We start from the raw sequence: 21,917 nt of genomic DNA on the forward strand, positions 1-21,917 counted from the left end.
GTTCGGGCAACCGGGCGCGGCGTTTTCTTGCTGAGGCTTTCCCAATATCACAGGGCTGATCGGCGGCCGAAACTGCGCCGAAATGCGCGTGGCCCGGCGCGCCGGGGCTGGTATGGTGGCGCCGAAACGGAAGGACCAGACCATGACCCCTCAGCCCCTTACCCCGATGCGTTATCGAACCTTGCTTCTGGGGGGCACCGGCACCATCGGCCGCGCCACGGCGCAGGCCCTGTTGGCGGCGGGGCATGGGGTGACGGCGCTGGTGCGCCCGGGCACCGATCCGGCGCTTTTGCCTGGCTGCACGCTGGTTGAGGGCGATGTGACCGCACCCGGCACGGTCGAGAACCTGCTTGCCGCGCAACCCCATGCGGCCATCGTCTCCTGCCTTGCCAGCCGTACGGGCGCGCCCGAAGATGCATGGAACATCGATCACCGGGCGCATTCGCTGGCGCTGGAAGCGGCGCTTGAAACACGGGTGCAGCGGTTCGTTTTGTTATCGGCCATTTGCGTGCAAAAACCGTATCTGGAGTTTCAAAAGGCCAAGATCGCCTTTGAATCGCAATTGCGTGCCTCGCCGCTGCATTGGTCCATCGTGCGGCCCACCGCCTTTTTCAAATCGCTGTCGGGGCAAGTGCCGCGGGTGCAGGCGGGCAAGCCGTTTTTGGTGTTCGGCGATGGCAAGCGCACGGCGTGCAAGCCGATTTCCGATGCCGATCTGGGCCGGTTTATCGCGTCTTGCCTGACCGACCCCGAAAAGGACCGCAAGATCCTGCCCATCGGCGGCCCGGGCCCGGCGATCACGCCCCTTGATCAGGCGGCGATGCTGGAACGGTTGACCGGCCAGCCCGTCAAGATCAAGCATGTGCCCTTTGCGCTGATGGATGGCATCGTCGGGCTTTTGTGGGGGTTGGGGAAGATCGCGCCAAAATTCAAAGCCAAGGCCGAGCTTGCCAAGATCGGGCGCTATTACGCCTCTGAAAGCATGTTGCTGTGGAACCCCGAAACACGCCGCTACGATGCCGATGCGACGCCCGAATACGGCACCGACCGGCTGGAGGACCACTTCGCCGCCATGCTGCGGGGCGAAGTGGGCGATGATCGCGGCGATCACGCGATCTTTTAACCTCACGCTTTGGTGCGCCGAAGTGACGTGACAGCTTGTCGCGCCGTGCTACCTTCGCACAACCGCCCCTCCCTTGGGGCGGCGATGAGTGGAGGAACCCATGCAACGGCGTCAATTCCTGATCACGTCCTGCCTTGCCGCGCTGTTTGGCGGCGCGCGCGGCGCAACGGCAGAAGGCAGCTTTCCCGTCAGCTACAGCGACGCGGAATGGAAAGACCGTCTGACGCCGGATCAATATGCGATCTTGCGCAAACATGGCACCGAATACCCGTTCACCAGCCCGCTATTGAAAGAACATCGCAAGGGCGTCTTTGCCTGTGCGGGCTGTGAACAGGAACTCTTTTCCTCTGACACGAAATACGAAAGCGGGACCGGTTGGCCCAGCTTTTGGCAGCCGATTTCGGAAACGGCTGTGGGCGAAAAGGTGGATCGCAGCCTTGGCATGACCCGGACCGAAGTGCATTGCGCGCGCTGCGGCGGCCATCTGGGGCATGTGTTCAACGACGGCCCGCCGCCGACGGGGCTGCGCTATTGCATGAATGGGGTCGCGATGACCTTTCAACCGGTCGAGGTCTAAGCCATGACGCTGGCCTTGCTTGCTTATCTAGGCGGGGTGCTGACCATCCTCAGCCCCTGTATCTTGCCGGTTTTGCCCTTTGTTTTTGCCCGTGCGGGTTTGTCTTTCTGGCGCGGTCCCGCTCCGATGCTGGTGGGGATGGCGCTGGCTTTTGCGGCGGTCGCGACATTGGCGGCTGTGGGCGGGGGCTGGGCAATCGCGGCGAACCAATGGGGGCGCTGGATCGCGCTGGCCTTGCTGGCGGCTTTTGGGCTGATGCTGCTTCTTCCGGGGCTGGCAGATCGGCTGTCGCGCCCCGTTGTGGCGCTGGGCAATCGGCTGTCGACGCAGGCCGATGCGCAGCCCTCGGTCGTCGGTTCGGCGCTTTTGGGGGGGGCGACCGGGCTTTTGTGGGCGCCCTGCGCCGGGCCGATTTTGGGGCTGATCCTGACCGGCGCGGCACTGAATGGGGCAAGCCTTGGCACCTCGGCGCTGCTATTGGCCTATGCGCTTGGGGCGGCGACCGCGCTGGGGGTTGCGGCCTTTGCCGGGGGCAAGGTCTTTGCCTTTCTGAAACGGGGTCTTGGGGTTGGCGAAGGGCTGCGCCGCGCGCTGGGCGTTGCGGTCCTGGCGGGCGTTGCGGCAATTGCGCTTGGGCTTGATCGGGGTGTGTTGACCAACCTCTCGATCGCCTCGACCAACCGGCTGGAGGCCGGTTTGATCGAACAACTGGGGGCGCAGGACGCCGCTTCGGTCGTGATGCCCGACGCAGGCCCGGCGATGGCGGGCGGCCCGGCCATGATGGCGGCGGACCCCGCAATGACGGGCGGTCCGGCCATGACGGGCCCCGCGATGACTGGACCTGCGATGACGGGCGGGCCCGCCATGATGATGGCCGCCGATCCGGCGATGGTGGGCACGGGCGCCGCGACCTTGCCGATTGAGGGGCAGATGCCGCCGCTTGCGGGCGCGGTTCAATGGATGAATTCGGAACCGCTCAGCACCGAAGATTTGCGCGGCAAGGTCGTACTGATCGATTTTTGGACCTATTCCTGCATCAACTGCCTGCGCGCGATCCCCTATGTCAAAGCCTGGGCCGAAACCTATGGACCGCAGGGGCTTGTGGTGGTTGGCGTGCATGCCCCCGAATTCGCGTTTGAGAAAAATCCGCGCAATGTCGCCCGAGCGGTCAAGGATCTAGGGATCGCTTATCCCGTCGCGCTGGATAATGACTATGCGATCTGGCGCGCCTTCCAAAACCGCTTTTGGCCCGCGCATTACTTCATCGATGTCGAGGGGCGTATTCGCCATCACCATTTCGGCGAAGGGGGGTATGCAGAGTCAGAACAGGTGATCCAACAGCTTCTGGCGGAAGCTGGGCTTAGCAAGGTCGCGCTGCCGCCTGCCGAGGTGACGGGCCGCGGCGTTTCCGCACCGGCAGATATGGCCGACGTGCTGTCGCCTGAAACCTATCTGGGCCATGCCCGTGCGGCCAATAACTTCAACGCCGAAGGTTTGGTGGCAGAGGTGGCGCATGACTACACCGCCGCCACCGATCTGCGGTTGAATGAATGGAGCCTTGGGGGACGTTGGACCGTGGGCGAAGAGGCGGCGCGGCTTGTCAGCGCCCAAGGGGCGATCAACTTTCGCTTCCATGCGCGCGATGTGCATCTGGTTCTTTCCCCCGGGGTGGCAGCAAAGCCCGTGCCCTTCACCGTGACGATCGACGGCCAACCCCCCGGGCCGGATGCAGGACTGGATGTCGATGCCGAGGGGCGCGGCACGGTCACGACCGACCGGCTCTATCAGCTTTACCGCGCCAAGGGGGCGGTGGGCGAGCATCTGTTTGAAATCCGCTTTGACCATCCCGGCGTCGAAGCCTTTGCCTTCACCTTCGGATAATGGAGCCCGTGATGAAAAGCTCGATCCTTGCCCTTGCTCTGATCTTGTCGCTGGGCCAGCCCGCGCTGGCGAATGAGGGCATCAAAATCCCCGCGCCGACCGCCAGCATCCCCGAGACGGGGCCGCAAACAGCGATTTTCGCGGGGGGCTGCTTTTGGGGGGTGCAGGGCGTGTTTCAGCACACCAAGGGGGTGATTTCCGCCACCTCGGGCTATGCGGGGGGCGCGGCGCGCACCGCCGATTACAGACAGGTCAGCCGCGGACAGACCGCCCATGCCGAGGCGGTGCAGGTCGTCTATGATCCGGCACAGGTCAGCTATGGGGACCTGTTGCAGGTGTTTTTCTCGGTCGCGCATGATCCGACACAACTGAACCGCCAAGGGCCGGACCGGGGCACGCAATATCGCTCTGCCCTGTTTCCGCTGACCACGGATCAGGAAAAACTGGCCAAGGCCTATATCGGCGAGCTTAACCGTGCGCGGGTCTATGACGCGGCCATCGTGACCAAGCTGGAAGGTGCGCAGCCGTTTTACCCGGCAGAGGCCTATCATCAGAACTTCATGAGCCGAAACCCGACGCATCCTTACATCGTGCAAGAGGATCTGCCCAAGATCGAGGCGTTGCGCGCCCTGTTTCCCGATAGCTTTCGCGCAGAGCCGGTTTTGTTGCCGCTGACGCATTGAACGCCATCGGATTTGCGGTCCGGGTTTGACTATGGTCAACCTCGTTCAGGATGGTTCGTGCGAGTAAGGGCGCGACAGACAAGACGAGAGGGCCGATGGAATCCGCACCCAAGACCGCTGCCTCCGAGACGGCCGCCCAATGCCCCTTTGCGCATCGCCGTCCGGTCAAGCCGCCGCCGCGCCCCGAAAAAGTAGGTGTGCGCGACTTCTTCCGGCTGGTGCGGCAAGATATTCTGGCGGTGCAGCCCAAGCGGCTTTTCCATGCCTGGATGGCCGAATTCCGTTCGCCCTTTTTCAACTCCTATCTGTGCAATGATCCCGATCTGGTCGACCTTGTGCTGACCCGGCGGCCCGATGATTTCCCGAAATCTTTGCGGCTGTTCGAGGGGCTGACGCCGCTTTTGGGCCATTCGATCTTCATCACCAATGGCCCGGAATGGGAACGCCAGCGCCGGATCATCGACCCCGCATTTGATGGTGGGCGCACCAAGGAAGTGCTGCCCGCGATGTGGGATGCCGCCGCATCTTGTGTGGAGCGGATGCGCCCGCTGGCCGATGGCCGCCCCGTGGATGTGGAAGGGCAGGCCAGCCATGTCGCGCTGGATGTGATCTTTCGCACGCTGTTTTCGATCCCGGTGGAACATGCCACGGCGAATGCGGTCTTTGATGCGTTTCGCGCGCACCAAGCCTCGCGCCCGATGGTGAACACGGGCACGCTGTTTAACCTGCCGCGTTGGCTGCCGAAGCTGCGCTTTGGTGCGACCACGAAAACCGCCAAGCAAATTCGCGGCTTTATCACCAGCCTTGTCGAGGCGCGCGCGGCGGAAATCGCCGCGGGCACCGCGCCCGATGATTTGGCCACGCGGATCATGACGACGCCCGATCCGGAAGACGGCAAATGCTTCACGCCCGAGGAAATGGTCGATCAGGTCGGCATCTTCCTGTTGGCGGGGCATGAAACCGGCGCGGCGGCGCTGGCGTGGTCGCTTTACCTGATGGCACTTTATCCTGAGTGGCAAGACAAGCTTGCCGCCGAGGCGCAGGAGGTGATCGACCCCGAGACAATCTATGCCTCTTCGGTGTCGCGGCTGAAGCTGTGCCGGGCGGTGTTCCGCGAATCTATGCGGCTTTACCCGCCGGTGCCGATGTATTTGCGCGAAACCGTGCAAGAAGAGGAATTCCGGGGGCGCAAGGTCGATAAAGGTTCGCTTGTCGTGGTCAGCCCGTGGCACTTGCACCGCCACGAACGAATTTGGAAGAACCCCGACGATTTCGACCCGACCCGTTGGGACACGCCCGAGGGGCGCGAAAGCTCGCGTCTGTCCTATATCCCGTTTTCGGCGGGGCCGCGTGTGTGCCCCGGTGCCGGGTTTGCGATGGCCGAGGGGCCGCTTTTGCTGGCGATGATCTTGCGCAATTACAAAGTGCATATGATCGAGGGGCGCGAGCCGATGCCGGTGGCGCAGTTGACCGTGCGTGGCAAGGATGGGATCTGGCTTGGCCTGACCCCGCGCGCCGTCCCTGCGCAAAATGCCAAGGCCAAGGCGGAAAACAAGCAAAGCGAACCGGCCTAAAGCAGGCGGCGCAGTTTTAGGAAACTGAGAATGCCAAGCGCCGATCGGGGCTCCGATGGCGCCCTGATGCTTGTTGGCTTTACAGGGAAATCTTTTGCGATCAGCGCAGGCGCTGCACCAAGAGCCGCAACTCGTTTTGTTCGGCTGCGCTCGGCGGGGGCATATCCTCGCCCATGCTGCGGATCCAGACCTCGCGCCCGGAGAAGCGGTAGGTTCCGTCTTCTTCAAGCCGCTTGATCAGGCGCGACATGGTCTCGCGTTGCACCCCGATCAGATCGGCAAGATCCGACCGTGTCATGGGCAGGTGCATATGCAGGCCATCGCCCTCGGGGGCGCCATGCCTTGCCATCAGCCAAGACAGCAGTTTGGCAAGCCGGTCCTTGTTGGAGGTGGTCGCCGCCGCGATGATCCGGGTATGGGATCGGTCAATCTCGGCCACCGCGCGCACCATCAGCCGCTCCAAGATCGCCGGGTGGTTGCGGATCAATTTTTCGGCGCTTATCCGCGCGACGGTGCAGACCCGCGCGGGCATCAGGGCGCGCGCTTCGGTTTGATGTTCCCCTTGGCTGAGGAACGAGCGAAAGCCGATGATCTCGCCGGGATAGGCCAGCCGCATCAGGGTCGAGGATCCGTCGGCGTTATGGCTGCGCAGCGCAAACAGGCCCTTGGAAACGCAAAAGACACCGCGGTTCGGGGCACCTTGCTCAAACAGCACTTCGCCTTGCGCCACTTCGCGCCGCGAAAAGCCGTTGGCCAGCTGCGATACCGACCCGAGCCCGACCGGATGCCAGAGGCTCTTTTCATAAAAGATACACCGCCCACAGGGATGATGGGGCGGCTCGAACGTGTCGGTCATGCCCGCGGACCTTTCGGCAACCACATGAATGTTCATAGCGCCATCGGCAGATGCGCGCGAGTGCGACCCATGGTATCACCCGGAAAACTGGGCTTGTCAGATGTGAGGCCTGTCACTGACAGGGCAAAATCGCCCCCCGATACCGACACGATTGCGACCAAGATACGGAGCGAGAGATGACCGACGAACCCGCCAGCGCTCCGCAACCGGTGCTGCCGCCCAAGCCGGCAGCGCGCCAGGGCAAGGTGTCGCTGCGCCAATATCTCAAGCTTTTTCAGCGCGATATTTTGTCGGCGCAGCCCGCGCATCTGTATCGGGCTTGGATGGCGGAAATGCGTACGCCGTTCTTTCGCTCCTTTCTGTGCAATGAGCCCGATTTGGTGCATCGCGTCCTGCGCGGCTCTGCCCGCGATTTTCCGAAATCTGAACGTATCCGCATGGGGCTGAAGCCGCTGTTGCGCGATAGCGTCTTCATCACCAATGGGGATATGTGGGAACATCAGCGCCGCATCATCGACCCGGCCTTTGAAGGCGGGCGGCTGCGCGAAGTGTTTACGGCCATGTGGGCCAGCGGCGTCGCGGCGGTGGAGCGGCTGAGCGGCGTGGCGGATGGCACCCCGCATGAGATCGAGGCCGAAACGAGCCATGTGGCGATGGATGTGATCTTTCGCACGATGTTCTCGATGCCGATTGAACATGAGATCGCCCAAGCCGCGTTTGACGGATTCCGGGCGCACCAAGCCGCGCATCCGGTGGCAAACCTTGCCGCGATCTTGCCGTTCCCGAAGTGGTTTCCCTCGATACATTCGAAAAAGACCCGTGAAACGGCCAAGGCGATCCGGGCACTGATCGGGCAACTGGCCGAAATGCGCGCCGCAGAAATTGCGGCAGGCACCGCGCCTGACGATTTGGCCACGAAAATCATGACCACGCCCGACCCGGAAACCGGCAAGGTGTTCGAGACTGGCGAAATGGTCGATCAGGTGGCAATCTTCTTCTTGGCGGGGCATGAAACCTCGGCTGCTGCCTTGGCATGGTCGCTTTACCTGCTTGCCACCCATCCCGACTGGCAAGAAAAGCTCGCCGCCGAGGCCGAAGAGGTTTTGGGGGAAGATGCGCCACCCTTCCAGGTGATGAGCAAGCTGAAACTGTCCCGTGCGGTGTTCCGCGAGGCGATGCGGCTTTACCCGCCGGTGCCGATGTTCGTGCGCGAAGCGGCCTGTCCGATGCATTTTCGGGGCCGCAAGGTGAACAAGGGCGCGCAGATCATCGTTAGCCCGTGGCACCTGCATCGCCATGAGCGGATCTGGGATAACCCCGATGCCTTTGACCCGGGCCGGTGGGAGACCGAAAACGGCAAGGCGGGGCTGCGCGATGCCTTCGTGCCGTTTTCCGAAGGCCCGCGCGTTTGCCCCGGTGCGGCTTTCGCCATGGCCGAGGGGCCGTTACTTTTGTCGATGTTCTTGCGCGCATTCCGATTTGACCCCGTCGCGGGCGAGGTGCCGATGCCGGTAGCGCATTTGACCGTGCGCTCGGAACACGGGATCAAGCTGAAGCTGACGCCCCGGACGTGATCTGACTCAGACCGAAATCGTCAGCACCCGGTCCGCCAGTGCGGCATCGGGGGCGCGGTGGCTGACAAAGATGATCCCGGCTTCGGGCAGCAACTGGCGCAGACCCAAAAGCGTGCCATGCGCGGTGGCCGCATCCAGCCCTTCGGTCGGTTCATCCAGCATCAGCACCTGCGGGCGGCGCAAGGCGGCCCGTGCTAGGGCAAGCCGTTTGCTTTGCCCGCCCGAAAGCCCCGCGCCTTGCGGGCCCAGCAGGGTTTGCAGGCCTTCACGGGCACGCAATACGCCTGCCAGATGCACCGCCTCCAGTGCCTGCCACATTCGGTCTTCGTCTTGTGCGCGTTCCTCGGGCAGGGCGAGCGCAAGGTTTTCGGCAATCGTGCCACCAATCAGCGCAGAGCGCTGCGGCACCAAGGTCAACCGCTCGCGCAGTCGTGCCTCGGACCAGTCTTTCAGCGGCGCGCCGGCCAGCAAAATCTCGCCCGAACTGGGCGCGATCAGCCCCGCCAGTGTGGACAGCAGCGTAGATTTTCCGGCGCCCGAAGGCCCGGTGACCAAAAGCGTTTCACCCGGTGCCAGCGTGAAAGAAAGCGGGCCGAAACTGGCGCGTTCCGCGCCCGGGCGCCGATGCACCAAAGCTTTGGCTTCCAGCACCGGGGCGCCGCTGCGCGGGGCGGGGGCACTTTGCGGGGCCGGGCGCGCGGGTGTGTCCACCAGCGCCAAGACCCGGACCGCCGCGCCCTGCATCCTTCCCCATTCAGCCAAGCCCCGGCGCAAGGTTGTCAGCGTTTCCGCCAGCGCCAAGGCAACAAAGAAACCGATCGCGCTTTCGGCTGGGGTGATCCGGCCCGCTTCGGCGGCCGTGCCACCAAGATAAAGCGCCGCCGTCGCCGCCAGCCCCGCCGTCAGCGCAAGCGCGGCACCAGACCACAGATCGATGTCATCAAGCCGTTGGCGCGCGGCTTCCTCGGCCCGCACGGCCTCCAGCGCGCCATCGGTTTGCCGCTCCAGCGCGCCCGCCACGGTCAGATCGGCGCGGTTGCGCATCAGATCAAGGCTTTTTGCGCGAATCTTTTGCAAGCTTTCCTCTGCCAGCGTGGCCGGCGCATGGGCGCGAAGCGCGGTCAGCGCAAGGATGGAAATCCCGCCCAGTGAGTATATCGCCATCACTGCGATCGCCGTGGCAGGTGTGACAAGCAACCAAAGCGCGACAAAGGCGACCGCCTGTGTGGCACAGGCCGCAAAAAAGGGCAGCACAAGGCGCAGCATCAGCCCGTCAAGTGCATCGATGTCGGCGGTCAGCCGGTTCAACGCCTCGGCCCCGCGCAGGCGCGCCTGCACCTCATGCGGCAGCCGGGTGATGCCCGCATGGACCGCGCCGCGCAGCCGGGCAAGGGCTCGCAAGGTGGCATCATGGCTGAGCATCCGCTCGCCATAGCGCGCGGCGGCACGTCCGAGCGCCAAGAACCGCACCCCGGCAGAGGGCCGGAAGAAATCAAAGGCAATGCCGATCCCGCCAATGCCCGCCGCCGCGGCCGCGGTGACGAACCAGCCCGACAGGCCCAACAGCGCGGCGCCCATGATCAAGACGACGATCGACAAAATCAGCCCGCGCAAGAAAGCTTGGCGTTCGTTTTCAGAAATCAGGCGCGCGACCAGAAGCAGCGACTTCATTTCAGCCCCCCGGCTTCAAGCGTGATGACCCGGTCACAAGCGGCAATCACTGCCGGATCATGGCTTGCGATCAACAGCGCGGCGCCTTTTGCCTTCAGCGCCATCAACCCCGCCAGAACGGCCTGCGCCGTCTCGGCATCCAGATCGGCGGTGGGCTCATCGGCCAAGATCAGCATGGCTTGGGCGTGATGTGCGCGCGCCAGCATCAGCCGCCGGGCTTCGCCCCCTGAAACGCCGCCGCCAATATCGCCGAGCGGGGTTTGCAACCCCTCGGGCAGGGCGGCCACGATATCTTCGGCCTGCGCGGCTTTGAGCGCAGAGTTCAGATCGCCCGCACGGCCCAAGGTGATGGCGTCCGCCAGTGGCGCAGCAATGAACTGCGGCGCCTGCGGTAGCCAGCCCATCCCGGCGCGGATGCTGTCGGCGCTGTCATCGTCAAGCCGGGTTTCGCCCCAGCGGATCACGCCTTCATCAGGTCGGATCAACCCGGCCAACGCGGCCAAAAGCGTGGTCTTGCCCGCGCCCGATGGCCCCGAAAGTGCCACCGCCTCACCAGGCGCGATCTGGCCATCGGCGAAACGGATGGGGGCGGCCCCGGGCGCGGGGCGCAGGGCAAGACCGTCCCATGTCAGCGCGGCGGGGGCGGGGGGCGGCTCTGGCGTGCCGTAGCCCAACAGCGTGCCTTCGCGTGCCAGCGTTTCCTTGGCTGCCGCCAAATCGGTCGCAACGGCAAGTGCGGAGGCGCGGTCATGCCACGCCGCCGACAGATCGCGCATCGGTTGGAACACGGTCGGCGCGATCATCAACAGGAAAATCCCGGCCTCGGGGCTAAGCGGTGCGCCCCACGATCCCCAGGGGATTTCCCCCAAAAGGTTGAAGCCCACATAAATCGCCACCAAGGCGACCCCAAGGGCGGAGAAAAGTTCAAGCACGGTCGAGGACAGGAACGCCACGGCCAGCACCTTCATCGTGCGCGCGCGCAGCCGTTCAAATACCGTGCCAAGGTCATTGCCCGCGCGCGTTTCGGCCCCGATCAGCCGCAAATCCGTGACTGCGGCGATCCGGTCCACCAGCGCGCCGTTCAGCGTGCCCATCTGCGCCATCTGCTTTTCAGAGGCTTCTTGGGCGGCAATGCCGACAAGCGCCATGAAGATTGGGATCAGCGGCAGCGCGATCAAAAAGATCAACACCGCGATCCAGCTAAAGGGCAGCGTCATCAAGATCAGCGCCAAAGGCACGATGCGCGAGCGCATTTCGGCCGGGGTGTAGCGCGCGGCAAAGGGGCCCAAAAGCGCGAGCTTTTCCCCCGAAAGCGAGGCCAATTCCGCAGGCGTTAGCCCGGAGGCGCGGGCATCAAGCCGCGCGGCGGCGGAAATCAGCGCCTGCCGTTCGGTTGAGACAAGCCGTGTCGCCCCCCGGCTGGCCAAAGATTGCGCGGCGGCATCCAGCGCGGCACGCAACGCCATCAGAGCCATAAAGCCCACTGCGGCCTCCCAAATGGGCAGCAGCACGGGGGGGGCCAGCATGCCCCCAATCGCCAAGGCCACCAGCGCAGCTTGCGCGGCCCATAGCAATTCGGACACCGCGGCCAGCAGCCCTGCAAGACGCAAGCGGCCTGAGACCGGGGCAATGAGTCGGGCCAGTTCGGCCTTGGCGGAGGAGGTGCAATTGTCGCGTTTCTTCATTGCAGGCGTCAGTCGAAATCCTTGCGCGCATCCGTGCAGCGGGGGCCAAAGCGCCCCTTGCGGTCTCTGCCTTAACACTGTCGTTCGGAAATCACCACCACGTCGGTTGACGGCGGCAGCAACACAGGGCAATGCGGCGCCATGACACAGGGAATCGATATCCAAAACGTCCACCTGACGCGCGAGGGCACGGCGGTTTTTGCCGGGCTCAACCTGCAATTGCGCGAACGGCGGATTGGGATCGTGGGGCGCAATGGTGCGGGCAAGTCCTCTTTGATCCGGTTGATGGCGGGCCTTGCAGTGCCGCAATCGGGGCGCGTCACGGTGGAAGGTGTGGATGTGCTCAAAGACCGCTCCGGGGCTTTGGACACGATCGGGATTTTGTTCCAAAACCCTGATCATCAAATCATTTTTCCGGCTGTGATCGAGGAAATCGCCTTCGGTCTGGAGCAAAAGGGACTCAAGCGCGCGGCGGCGCAGGCGCGCGCGCGGCAGGTGCTGGAACACCATGGGCGCGCGGATTGGGCCGACCGGCTGAGCCATGCGCTGTCGCAGGGGCAGCGCCAATTGTTGTGCCTGATGGCGGTCTTGGCGATGGAACCGCGCTGGATCTTGTTTGACGAGCCTTTTGCCAGCCTCGATATGCCCACGGCTTTGGCGATCGAGGCGCGGATCAAGGCGCTGGATCAAAATGTCGTGCTTATTACCCATGACCCGGCGCGGGTGACCGGATTTGACCGGATTATCTGGCTTGAGGCGGGGCAGGTCGCGGCGGATGGCCCGCCCGAGGATGTGCTGCCGCGCTACCGCGCCGCGATGGAAGATCTGGCGCGGGGCATGGCATGCTGAGCCTTGCACTGCCTCAACGCAGTTGGGCGCATCGGCTGCCCGCCAGCCTTAAATTCGCCGTTTTGGCGATTTTGATGCTTGGGCTAATGCCGCTTGGCACCGTGACCGGGCAGGGGGCGGGCGTGGCCCTCGCTGCGGGGCTGGTGGCAAGCCTTGGCTGGCAGGCGAGTGTGATCGCGCTGCGGGCCCTGCGTCCGGTGATGTGGATCGTTGCCGTGATCGTGGCGTGGCATCTGTGGCAGGGCGAGCTGCGCCAAGGCGCGGTGTTCGGGCTGCGGGTCGTGGCGATGATGGGATTGGCCAATTTCGTCACGCTGACCACGCCGCTGCCCGAGATCATCGCGCTGGTTGAGCGGATGGCGCAGCCGCTCGCGCGGTTGGGCCTGTCGCCCCGGTTGCCCGCATTGGCGGTCGGGCTGGTGTTGCGTTTCATTCCCGAATTGCGCGCCCGTCACGCCGAAATGACCGATGCTTGGCGCGCGCGCTCGCCGCGCCGCGCCCGCACAAAAATCATCGCGCCTTTGGCGTTTTCTTTGTTAGACGATGCCGACCGGCTGGCCGAGGCGCTGCGCGCACGCGGCGGGATCGCGCCGGTTCCAACCGCCCCCCTTGCTGAGGAAAGACACCCCTATGGAACGTAACCTAACCCTGATTGTTTTGTTTTCCGCCCTGATCGTCGTCTTGGGCCTTGTGCCCGCGATCCTGCTCGGTTTCGGTGTGCCGATCACCATGCAGTCATTGGGCGTGATGCTGGCCGGTGCGGTGCTGGGCAGCTGGCGCGGCGCGCTGGCGGTGTTGCTGGTGCAGGGGCTGGTGGCGCTGGGCCTGCCGGTTCTGGCGGGCGGGCGCGGTGGCTTGGGCATCTTTGTCGGGCCGACGGCGGGCTTCTTGATCGGCTGGCTGCCCGCGGCCTTCGTAACGGGCCTTGTGGTTGAGCGTATCCGCGCCCTGCCGGTTTCGGTCGCTGCGGGTCTTGGCGCGGTGCTGGGCGGGATCGGCGTCTTGTATACGCTGGGGATTGTCGGTTTTTGGCTTTTCAAAAATGCTGGAATTGGCCCGGAAGACACCCCGATGAGCCTTTGGAGCGCGACCCTGATCATGGCGCCGTTCATTCCCGGTGACCTCGTCAAAGCGGTTTTGGCGGGTATGATCGCGCGCACCATCGCACGCTATCGCCCCTCGGCGCTGATTGCGCGCGCGTAAATGTGCACCTGCGGCAATCTGGCCATTTCGGCCGATTGCCGCACAAGCCACGGAGGAGTGGCTGTTTTTTCCTGCTAAAGAGGCGTGCCGCTTTCTGATCTGTCACGGAAGTTTCGCATCTTTGCAATGGAAGCGTTGTCCCCGGCGTTCATGGCCTAACTGTGCCATCAGCAGGGGGCCACATGCTCGATACATCGTTTCAACCACCGCGCAGACGCTTTCGTAGCCTGTTCCTGTCCGATCTCCATCTTGGGGCTCGTGGCTGCCGGGCGGACGATATTTTAGAGTTTCTGAAAACTGTAGAGGCCGAGACCGTCTATCTGGTTGGGGATATCCTCGACATCTGGCATCCGGGCAAGGTGCACTGGGGCCGGGCGCAAGATGCGATCTGGGAAGACCTGACCCGGCGGCAGGCGGAAGGGGCGCGGGTGGTTTATCTGCCCGGCAACCACGATGCGGCCTTGCGCGCAGGCGGCGGCGGGCGGATCGACCGGTTCGAATGTGCCGACAGCCTGACCCATGTGGCCGCCGATGGTACGCGCTACCTCGTGCTGCATGGCGATCAATGCGATGCGCGGATCTTCCGGTTCCACCTGATGACCCGGATCGGCTCGCGCGCCGATGCCGCTTTGCGGGCCGTGGATGCGTGGCTGCGCCATCTGCGCCCCTCAATGGAACGGGGCCTGTTCGAACTGCTGATTGGGGCGGTGAACCAGTTGATGATGGTGGGCAACGGCTTTGAAAAACGCCTCGCCACCTTGGCGCGGGCGGGCGACCATGATGGGGTGATCTGCGGACACTTCCACAAGGCGGCGCTGCGCCGGGCCGAAGGCATCACCTATGCGAATTGCGGCGATTGGGTCGATAGCCGCACCGCGTTGGTCGAGACCTTCGACGGGTCTTTGAAATTGCTGGAGTGGCAAGCCGCGCCGCAAACCAGCGCCGCGTCGGTTTCCGCCTCTGGCGTGCGGGTTGGCGAGGTGTCGCAATGATGGTTTGGATTGCTGGTCTGCTGCTTGGATTTGCTGCAATCGCGCTGGGGCTGCATTTGGTCTCGGCGGCGTTGACCGCTTGGCGCTATCGCGCGCCGACCCCGCGCCATCTGCCCGCAGCCCCGCCCTTGGTGACGCTACTGCGCCCGGTCTGCGGGCTTGATACCCATGATGCAGAAACGCTGGGCTCCACCTTTCGGCTGACCTATCCCAATTTGGAGATTATCTTCTGCGCGGCGCGTGACGAGGATCCGGCGGTCGCGCTTTTGACGCGGTTGATCGCCGAAAACCCCGGTGTCAATGCGCGGCTGCTGGTGGGGGAAGATCGGATCACCGCGAACCCCAAGCTGAACAATCTGGAAAAGGGCTGGCAGGCCGCGCGCGGGGAATTTGTCGCAATGACCGATTCCAACCTGCTTTTGCCCGAAGATTACATCGAACAATTGCTGGCCGCTTTCCGCCCAGATACCGGGCTTGTCACGTCGCCACCGATTGGTGTGCGCGGCGATGGGATGGCGGCGGCGCTGGAATGCGCCTTCCTGAACGGGTTTCAAGGGCGTTGGCAATTGGCCGCCGATAGTGTTGGGCTGGGCTATGCGCAGGGCAAAACCCTGATGTGGCGCCATGAGGTGCTTGAACGTGCGGGCGGTCTGGTCAGCCTTGGCCGCGATCTGGCCGAAGATGTCGCCTCGACCAAGCGGGTGCGCGATCAGGGGCTTAAGGTGCGGCTAACCCGGCAGGCCTTCACCCAGCCGATCGGGCCGCGCAATTTCGCCGCCGTTTGGGCAAGGCAGTTGCGCTGGGCGCGGGTGCGGCGCGATGGGTTCGTGGCGCTTTTTGCGCTGGAAATCCTGTTGGGCCCGTTCGTGCCGCTGGCTGCGTTGGTGCCCACGTTGGGCTGGGGCACGCTTGGGGCCGCGGTGCCCTTCCTTGGGCTGTGGTATGGGGCGGAACTGGCGATGATGCGCTTTGCGGGATGGCCCTCGAAACGAACGGATATCGCGGCAATGGCGCTGCGTGATCTGCTGTTGGCGCCCCTGTGGCTGCAAACTTGGCGCAGCCGCGGGTTTGAATGGCGCGGCAGTGCGATGGCGCCGGGTGTCGTGACGGAGGCCAAGGCATGAGAGGGCTGAGCTGTATCATTCCCGCTTATAACGAAGCGCCTCGGATTGCCGCCGTTCTGGAAAGCGTCGTCGGCCACCCGCTGATTGACGAGGTGATCGTGGTCGATGATGGTTCGCGCGATGGCACCGCCGATATTGCCGCGCAGGTGCCCGGCATCCGGCTGATCCGCCTGCGCCAGAACCGGGGCAAAAGCTGGGCCGTGGCCGAGGGGGTGGCGGCGGCCGAGCATGACTTGATCTTACTGCTGGATAGCGATCTTTTGGGGCTTGCGCCGGAATCCTTGGCGGCGCTGATTTTCCCGGTGCGTGAAGGCTGCGCCGATGCCACGATTTCGTTGCGCGGCAATGCGCCATGGCTGTGGCGCGTGATCGGGCTTGATTATATCTCTGGCGAACGGGTTTTGCCCAAGGCGCTGATCGGTGCGCCAGAGGCGCTGCGCGCCTTGCCCCGGTTCGGGCTGGAGATGCATTTGAACCGGCGCATGATCGCGGCGCGGGCGCGGCTTAGGGTCGTGGAATGGCCCAAGGTTGCCAGCCCCTGGAAAGGGACAAAACGCGGCCGCTGGGCCGGGATCAAGGCCGATGTGAAGATGCTGGCTGATATGTTCCGCACCGTGCCGCTGCATCGGGCGATGGCGCAAATCTGGGCGATGATCGGGCTGCGCGCCCCGCCGCTTTACTGATCTGCCTTAGGGCTCGCGCGCGGGCGCGTCCGGCAAGCCGCCAAACTCGACAAGGAATTTGTTCGACAGCGGCAGGCTGGCTGCCCCCATGGCGCGGGCAAGCGGCCCAACCGTGCCCGCCAAAATGGTAGGCCGTGCCATGCCCGACAGCGCGATCTTGTCAAGTTCCGCTTCGATCCCGGCAATCAAACGGCTGCGCAAGCTCTCGGGCAGCCAGCCATCGATCACCATGGCTTGCAAATCGCACAGCGCCCCGGCCGAGGCCGCGACATGCGCCAAGGCCCGCGCCGCCTGCGCAAGCCACGGGGCGACGATCTCTTCGTCCAGATCCCAATCCGGGGCGGATTCCCACAAAAACGCGCCGTCACGCCCGCGCGCCATCAGCGCATGTTCCAAGGCACAAAGCGAGGCCAGCTCGACCAATTGCCGCGCACCGCCCGCCCCATCGGGCACCGGCATCGAGGCCAGCGCACCGGCATTGCCATTATGGCCAGCAAACATCGACCCACCCAAAACCAACCCGCCGCCGACAAAAAAGCCAAGGAAGGCATAAACAAAATCGCGCGGCAGTGCGCGGTTGCCAAAAATGAGTTCCGCATTGCACGCGGCAGAGGCATCGTTTTCCATCAGCACCGGCCATGGCATTTCGGCGCCAAGCTCCGCGCCGATCTCGCGGTGGCGCCAATCGTCCATCGCGCCTGCGGGCAGGCCAAGGCTTTCGGCCCAGTCCCAAAGCTGGAATGGCAGACCGATCCCCAATCCCTGAATGCGGTATTTGAGCTTTTCTGAAAGCGGCGTGGTCAATTCCGCCACCGATTGGCGCGCAAAGGCCAAAACGCCATCAGGCGTGGGGTAGTCATGACGCATCACGGTCGAGGCCATTACCTGCCCCAAAAAATCGATCAACACCATTTCGGTGCGTCGCCGCCCAACCTTAAGGCCTAGGAACAAGGCCCCCTCTGGTGCAAGCGACATGGGCACGGTCGGTTGGCCGACTTTGCCGCGCACGGGCGATTCCCGTTTCAGCAGACCCGCGCTTTCGAGCCCGCGCATGATCACGGAAACGGTCTGTGCGGACAGCCCGGTCAGGCGCGCAATTTCGGATTTTGCCAGCGCGCCGTGCCGACGAATGAGTGACAGCACAAGCCGTTCATTGCGCGCCCGCATGGCAGAGTGATCGGTGCCGATCTTCGGTGTCGGGCTTGGCGTGTCGCGCCCCGTTTCGTCCTTCACCGAGCCTTGCACTGTGACCTCCGCTGTTCTTCCGGGGCAGAATGCCGCCCGGTCGCGATAGGGTCAAGAAATAAATAAATAACGGTGATTTATAAGGTGGCCCGGCGCAAACCGTATGCCAAACAAAAGACCCGCGCCGGGGCGCGGGTCAAGACGCAATCAAAAGGGCTTAGCGCGCCGGGCCTGCCTCTAGCGCATCTTCAAAGGTGCGCAGGCCGGTTTTCGGCGCCTGCACCAGCACCGCCATATTGCCCGGCTTATGCTGGTTGCGCAGCATTTTGGTATGGGCTTGCGGGATTTCGTCCCACGGGAAAACCTCGGACATGCAGGGGTCAATCCGACGTTCCAGCATCATCCTGTTTGCCGCCGCCGCTTGCTTCAGATGCGCGAAGTGCGACCCTTGCAGACGCTTTTGGTGCATCCACATGTAGCGCACGTCAAAGGTGCAGTTGAAGCCAGAGGTGCCCGCGCAGATCACGACCATGCCGCCCTTTTTCACCACAAGGGTCGAAACGGGGAACGTCGCTTCGCCGGGGTGCTCAAACACCATATCGACGTTCACGCCTTTGCCGGTGATCTCCCAGATCGCCTTGCCGAATTTGCGCGCTTCGCCCAGCCATTCCTTGTACTCGGGGCTGTTTACCGTGGGCAGTTGCCCCCAGCATTTGAAGTCTTTGCGGTTGATCACGCCCTTGGCGCCCAGATCCATCACGAACTGACGCTTGTCTTCTTCGGAAATCACGCCGATTGCATTCGCGCCCGCCGCGTTGATCAGCTGAATGGCAAAGCTGCCCAGGCCGCCCGAGGCGCCCCAGACCAGCACGTTCTGGCCCGGTTGCAGATCATGCGGCGCATGGCCGAACAGCATCCGGTAAGCGGTGGCCAGCGTCAGCGTGTAGCAGGCGCTTTCTTCCCAGGTCAGATGCTGCGGACGGCGCAGAAGTTGCTGCGCTTGCACGCGGGTGAATTGCGAAAACGACCCGTCATGCGTTTCATAGCCCCAAATCCGCTGGCTGGGCGAGAACATCGGGTCACCGCCGTTGCATTCTTCGTCGTCGCCATCGTCTTGGTTGCAGTGGATCACGACCTCGTCGCCCACTTTCCAGTTCTTCACCTTGTCGCCGACTTTCCAGACGATCCCCGAAGCGTCGGAGCCCGCGATGTGATAGGGCTGTTTGTGGCCGTCAAACGGGCTTACCGGCACGCCAAGTCCAGCCCAGATGCCGTTGTAGTTCACGCCCGCAGCCATCACCAGAACCAGCACCTCATGGCTGTCGATCTCCCAGGTCGGGACAACTTCGACCTGGAAGCTTTGCTCCGGCTCGCCGTGGCGGTCGCGGCGGATCGCCCATGCATACATGTTTTTGGGCACATAGCCGAGCGGCGGCATTTCCCCGATCTCGTAAAGATCTTTCTCGGGGGCTTCATAAGGCGCAATGCCGGTGTTCTGATCGAGGGCCATCAGCGTCTCCTGGGTTTCGCCGCGCCGCAGAATCGGGGCGCTGTCCGCTAGGAGTTAATCGCGCATGCGCAACAATGCAATGCCTGACGTTAGGTTTTTGTAATTTTATGACCGCGCAAGCGCAGCATTTTTGAGGTAGGCGGTCGCGTCCGGCGGGGCACGACCGCCTTTGAGCGTCTATCTATATGTAAAGGTGCCAATCTCGCAGACATTCACGCCTTCTTTGACCAACTCGTCACCGTCTTCGAACACAGCCTTGAAGTCGAATTTGCAATAGCCCGAGGCATCATCGAAATTGATGATCACCGAGTCGCCCGACGGCAGCACATCGCGACCAAGAATGTCTTCTTCCCAACTGTCAGATCCGGTGTTGGACCCATAAAACCGCACCATCGTATAGCCGGTGACATTCACGATCTTCACGCGACGATCCAAGGCGGCGGCCGGGACCGCGACTGATGCTAGAACTGCCGCAACCGCAGCCACTGTCACAAAACGTCTGGACACCATGTTTTCCCCCTTTGGGTGTGGCCCATGCTGACGCGACGCCATCCGCCGCCTCGCCAAGCTGGCATGTTCTGGCCACGGTGCCTGTGATCCAGGCCAAGAAATCGAAGAAATTCCAGCTTTTGGAGCTCGCCGCAGCGCAGCGAATTGACAGCGACACATTGTTACGCTTATCAGCTTAAATGAATAACAATCTTGCGAACCATAGAATCGCCTGCGCCGGAGGCCGCCATGACCGACACGACGACACCCGCATCGCCCACCAAGGATAAGCCTTGGCTGTTTCGCACCTATGCTGGCCATTCCACGGCCGAGAAATCCAACGCGCTTTACCGCATGAACCTTGCCAAGGGGCAGACGGGCCTGTCGGTCGCCTTCGATCTGCCGACACAGACGGGGTATGATAGCGACCACGTGCTCAGCCGGGGCGAAGTGGGCAAGGTTGGCGTGCCGGTGTGCCATCTGGGCGACATGCGCACGCTGTTCGATCAGATCCCGCTTGAACAGATGAACACGTCGATGACGATCAACGCGCCCGCGCCTTGGTTGTTGTCGCTTTATATTGCGGTGGCCGAGGAACAGGGCGCCGACATCTCCAAGCTGCAAGGCACGGTGCAAAACGATCTGGTGAAGGAATACCTTAGCCGCGGCACCTATATTTGCCCGCCCAAGCCCAGCTTGGCGATGATCACCGATGTGGCCGCCTATACCCGCGAAAACCTGCCCAAATGGAACCCGATGAACGTCTGTTCTTACCATTTGCAGGAAGCGGGCGCGACGCCGGAACAAGAACTGGCCTTCGCTCTGGCGACCGCGATTGCGGTTCTGGATGACCTGAAAACCAAAGTCCCGGCCGAGGGCTTCCCGGCCATGGTCGGGCGGATTTCCTTCTTTGTGAATGCGGGCATCCGGTTCGTGACTGAGATGTGTAAGATGCGGGCCTTCACCGAGTTGTGGGATGAAATCTGCCGCGAGCGCTATGGCATCGAGGAAGAGAAATACCGTCGGTTCCGCTATGGCGTGCAGGTCAATAGCCTTGGCCTGACCGAACAACAGCCCGAAAACAACGTCTACCGCATTTTGATCGAGATGTTGGCGGTGACGCTTTCCAAAAACGCCCGCGCCCGTGCGGTGCAACTGCCCGCGTGGAACGAGGCTTTGGGCCTGCCGCGCCCGTGGGATCAGCAATGGTCGCTGCGCATGCAGCAGATCATGGCCTATGAAACCGATTTGCTGGAATACGGGGATCTGTTTGATGGCAACCCGGCGGTCACCGCCAAGGTTGAGGCGCTGAAAGATGGCGCGCGTCAAGAATTGGCGATGATCGACTCGATGGGCGGGGCGATTGCCGCGATCGACTATATGAAAGAGCGGCTGGTAGATTCCCACGCTGCCCGGATTGGTGGCATCGAGACCGGTGCGACCACCATCGTCGGCGTGAACCGCTGGACCGAGGCGGAACCCTCGCCGCTTTTGGGCAGCGATGGCGGCATTATGACGGTCGACCCGGAGGTTGAAGAAAATCAGATCGCCCGTTTGCAGGCGTGGCGCGCATCGCGCGACGATGCGGCGGTGAAAGCGGCGCTTGAAACGCTGCGCGCCGATGCGGCCGCGGGGCGCAATATCATGCCGGCCTCCATCGCGGCGGCGAAGGCCGGGGTCACCACAGGCGAATGGGCGGGTGTGATGCGCGCCGTGCATGGCGAATATCGCGGCCCCACCGGGGTTTTGCGCTCGCCCTCGAACCGGCTTGATGGGCTGGATGATATTCGCGCGGCGGTCGATACCGTGTCGAGCCGGTTGGGGCGGCGGCTCAAGCTTTTGGTGGGCAAGCCGGGGCTGGACGGCCATTCCAACGGCGCCGAACAGATCGCCTTCCGCGCCCGCGATTGCGGTATGGATATCACCTATGAAGGCATTCGGTTGACGCCCGAACAGATCGTTGCGCAGGCGCTTGAACAAGAGGCCCATGTGGTGGGGCTCTCGATCCTTTCGGGGTCGCATATTCCGCTGATGAAAGACCTGATGGAGCGGATGCGCGCGGCGGGGTTGGGCGACGTGCCGGTGGTCGTGGGCGGCATCATCCCCGATGAGGATGCCGAACTGCTCAAAAGTTTTGGTGTGGCGCGGATCTATACACCCAAGGATTTCGAGTTGAACCGGATCATGATGGATATCGTCGCGCTGGCGACCCCCAGCGAAGCGGCGGCTTAACTGGTGGCGGCGGGGGCGCCCCCGCC

19 protein-coding genes are annotated in these 21,917 nt (G+C 63.3%); 13 read left to right on the top strand and 6 right to left on the bottom strand.

What is annotated here, in order from left to right; all coding sequences use genetic code 11:
- The first annotated feature begins 142 nt into the window (after nucleotides 1-142).
- The 5 genes from CKO11_RS08745 to CKO11_RS08765 all read left to right on the top strand — a co-directional run bounded on the left by CKO11_RS08745 (nucleotide 143) and on the right by CKO11_RS08765 (nucleotide 5,838).
- On the top strand, nucleotides 143-1,123 hold the full coding sequence (locus CKO11_RS08745) for an NAD(P)H-binding protein (protein WP_223636589.1): 981 nt from the start codon (nucleotides 143-145) through the stop codon (nucleotides 1,121-1,123).
- Between the two features lie 100 nt (nucleotides 1,124-1,223).
- Nucleotides 1,224-1,700 carry a peptide-methionine (R)-S-oxide reductase MsrB gene (gene msrB, locus CKO11_RS08750; protein WP_223636592.1) on the top strand — a complete coding sequence of 159 codons (477 nt, stop codon included), beginning with the start codon at nucleotides 1,224-1,226 and terminating at the stop codon, nucleotides 1,698-1,700.
- 3 nt (nucleotides 1,701-1,703) lie between these two features.
- Entirely contained in the window at nucleotides 1,704-3,581 is a 1,878-nt protein-coding gene (locus CKO11_RS08755; RefSeq protein WP_223636596.1) for a cytochrome c biogenesis protein DipZ, read from the top strand.
- Between the two features lie 11 nt (nucleotides 3,582-3,592).
- Entirely contained in the window at nucleotides 3,593-4,264 is a 672-nt protein-coding gene (gene msrA, locus CKO11_RS08760; protein WP_223636599.1) for a peptide-methionine (S)-S-oxide reductase MsrA, read from the top strand.
- Nucleotides 4,265-4,359: 95 nt separating this feature from the next.
- Nucleotides 4,360-5,838 carry a cytochrome P450 gene (locus CKO11_RS08765; RefSeq protein ID WP_223636602.1) on the top strand — a complete coding sequence of 493 codons (1,479 nt, stop codon included), beginning with the start codon at nucleotides 4,360-4,362 and terminating at the stop codon, nucleotides 5,836-5,838.
- A 100-nt stretch (nucleotides 5,839-5,938) separates the two neighbouring features.
- On the opposite strand, the gene CKO11_RS08770 is transcribed toward CKO11_RS08765, so the two are convergent.
- The gene (locus CKO11_RS08770) at nucleotides 5,939-6,694 is read right to left on the bottom strand and encodes a Crp/Fnr family transcriptional regulator (RefSeq protein WP_223636605.1); all 756 of its coding nucleotides are present in this window, start codon (nucleotides 6,692-6,694) and stop codon (nucleotides 5,939-5,941) included.
- A 176-nt stretch (nucleotides 6,695-6,870) separates the two neighbouring features.
- On the opposite strand from CKO11_RS08770, the gene CKO11_RS08775 reads away from it, so the two are divergent.
- The gene (locus tag CKO11_RS08775; protein WP_223636622.1) at nucleotides 6,871-8,268 is read left to right on the top strand and encodes a cytochrome P450; all 1,398 of its coding nucleotides are present in this window, start codon (nucleotides 6,871-6,873) and stop codon (nucleotides 8,266-8,268) included.
- Between the two features lie 6 nt (nucleotides 8,269-8,274).
- On the opposite strand, the gene cydC is transcribed toward CKO11_RS08775, so the two are convergent.
- Together cydC and CKO11_RS08785 are read right to left on the bottom strand one after the other, a co-directional pair.
- Nucleotides 8,275-9,939 (bottom strand): thiol reductant ABC exporter subunit CydC, encoded by a 1,665-nt coding sequence (gene cydC, locus CKO11_RS08780; protein ID WP_223636640.1) that lies wholly within the window; start codon nucleotides 9,937-9,939, stop codon nucleotides 8,275-8,277.
- Nucleotides 9,936-11,624: an ABC transporter ATP-binding protein/permease gene (locus tag CKO11_RS08785; RefSeq protein ID WP_223636643.1), complete on the bottom strand. Its 1,689-nt coding sequence runs from the start codon at nucleotides 11,622-11,624 to the stop codon at nucleotides 9,936-9,938. The genes cydC and CKO11_RS08785 overlap by 4 nt, the downstream gene beginning before the upstream one ends.
- A gap of 141 nt (nucleotides 11,625-11,765) precedes the next feature.
- Here CKO11_RS08785 and CKO11_RS08790 point away from each other — a divergent pair, with 141 nt between their 5' ends.
- The 6 genes from CKO11_RS08790 to CKO11_RS08815 all read left to right on the top strand — a co-directional run bounded on the left by CKO11_RS08790 (nucleotide 11,766) and on the right by CKO11_RS08815 (nucleotide 16,475).
- Nucleotides 11,766-12,473 carry an energy-coupling factor ABC transporter ATP-binding protein gene (locus tag CKO11_RS08790; protein WP_223636645.1) on the top strand — a complete coding sequence of 236 codons (708 nt, stop codon included), beginning with the start codon at nucleotides 11,766-11,768 and terminating at the stop codon, nucleotides 12,471-12,473.
- Nucleotides 12,467-13,114 carry an energy-coupling factor transporter transmembrane component T family protein gene (locus CKO11_RS08795; protein WP_223636647.1) on the top strand — a complete coding sequence of 216 codons (648 nt, stop codon included), beginning with the start codon at nucleotides 12,467-12,469 and terminating at the stop codon, nucleotides 13,112-13,114. The genes CKO11_RS08790 and CKO11_RS08795 overlap by 7 nt, the downstream gene beginning before the upstream one ends.
- Complete coding sequence (locus CKO11_RS08800; protein WP_223636652.1) at nucleotides 13,104-13,676, top strand: biotin transporter BioY; 573 nt, start codon at nucleotides 13,104-13,106, stop codon at nucleotides 13,674-13,676. The genes CKO11_RS08795 and CKO11_RS08800 overlap by 11 nt, the downstream gene beginning before the upstream one ends.
- 182 nt (nucleotides 13,677-13,858) lie before the next feature.
- Nucleotides 13,859-14,668 carry a UDP-2,3-diacylglucosamine diphosphatase gene (locus tag CKO11_RS08805; RefSeq protein ID WP_223636655.1) on the top strand — a complete coding sequence of 270 codons (810 nt, stop codon included), beginning with the start codon at nucleotides 13,859-13,861 and terminating at the stop codon, nucleotides 14,666-14,668.
- Nucleotides 14,668-15,792: a ceramide glucosyltransferase gene (locus CKO11_RS08810; RefSeq protein ID WP_411742004.1), complete on the top strand. Its 1,125-nt coding sequence runs from the start codon at nucleotides 14,668-14,670 to the stop codon at nucleotides 15,790-15,792. The genes CKO11_RS08805 and CKO11_RS08810 overlap by 1 nt, the downstream gene beginning before the upstream one ends.
- Nucleotides 15,789-16,475, top strand: coding sequence for a glycosyltransferase family 2 protein (locus tag CKO11_RS08815; protein ID WP_223636661.1), 687 nt, complete (start codon nucleotides 15,789-15,791; stop codon nucleotides 16,473-16,475). Before CKO11_RS08810 ends, CKO11_RS08815 begins: the two co-directional genes overlap by 4 nt.
- 6 nt (nucleotides 16,476-16,481) lie before the next feature.
- On the opposite strand, the gene CKO11_RS08820 is transcribed toward CKO11_RS08815, so the two are convergent.
- The 3 genes from CKO11_RS08820 to CKO11_RS08830 all read right to left on the bottom strand — a co-directional run bounded on the left by CKO11_RS08820 (nucleotide 16,482) and on the right by CKO11_RS08830 (nucleotide 19,680).
- The gene (locus CKO11_RS08820; RefSeq protein ID WP_317851803.1) at nucleotides 16,482-17,720 is read right to left on the bottom strand and encodes an ROK family transcriptional regulator; all 1,239 of its coding nucleotides are present in this window, start codon (nucleotides 17,718-17,720) and stop codon (nucleotides 16,482-16,484) included.
- A gap of 157 nt (nucleotides 17,721-17,877) precedes the next feature.
- A complete protein-coding gene (ccrA, locus tag CKO11_RS08825; RefSeq protein ID WP_223636664.1) occupies nucleotides 17,878-19,170 on the bottom strand; it encodes a crotonyl-CoA carboxylase/reductase in 1,293 nt (430 codons plus the stop codon).
- 177 nt (nucleotides 19,171-19,347) lie between these two features.
- Nucleotides 19,348-19,680 carry a hypothetical protein gene (locus CKO11_RS08830; RefSeq protein WP_223636667.1) on the bottom strand — a complete coding sequence of 111 codons (333 nt, stop codon included), beginning with the start codon at nucleotides 19,678-19,680 and terminating at the stop codon, nucleotides 19,348-19,350.
- A gap of 228 nt (nucleotides 19,681-19,908) precedes the next feature.
- Between CKO11_RS08830 and CKO11_RS08835 the strand changes: the two genes are divergently transcribed.
- Nucleotides 19,909-21,891 carry a protein meaA gene (locus CKO11_RS08835; protein ID WP_223636670.1) on the top strand — a complete coding sequence of 661 codons (1,983 nt, stop codon included), beginning with the start codon at nucleotides 19,909-19,911 and terminating at the stop codon, nucleotides 21,889-21,891.
- Nucleotides 21,892-21,917 lie beyond the last annotated feature (26 nt).

Source organism: Rhodobacter sp. TJ_12 (assembly GCF_020023995.1).
GTDB lineage: Bacteria > Pseudomonadota > Alphaproteobacteria > Rhodobacterales > Rhodobacteraceae > Rhodobacter.